At 39.7% G+C, this 368-nt stretch carries 1 protein-coding gene; it reads left to right on the top strand.

What is annotated here, in order from left to right:
* On the top strand, nt 1-368 hold a 368-nt coding region (locus N8L33_RS09950; RefSeq protein ID WP_261059751.1), incomplete at both ends, for a helix-turn-helix domain-containing protein.

A 368-nucleotide genomic window follows, 5' to 3' on the forward strand; every position in this document is an offset into this window, starting at 1 on the left:
GACTTTCAAAAACCGTCGAAAATTCCTTACCTCGAAACGACTGGTATGCCTACTAGAATCCTCCTGAAAAAGCGTCGTTTCAAGTGCTATCATTGCTCGAAAGTGATGGTCGCCGAGACCTCACTCGTCAAGAAGAATCATCAAATTCCTCGTATTATCAACCAAAAGATTGCGCAAAAGTTAATTGAAAAGACTTCTATGACCGATATTGCCCATCAGCTTTCCATTTCAACTTCAACTGTCATTCGAAAGCTCAATGATTTCCACTTTAAGCATGATTTTTCTCGTCTTCCTGAGATTATGTCCTGGGACGAGTATGCCTTTACTAAGGGAAAGATGAGTTTCATTGCACAAGATTTTGATAATCT

The organism is Streptococcus mitis, from assembly GCF_946188695.1.
GTDB lineage: Bacteria > Bacillota > Bacilli > Lactobacillales > Streptococcaceae > Streptococcus > Streptococcus mitis_DF.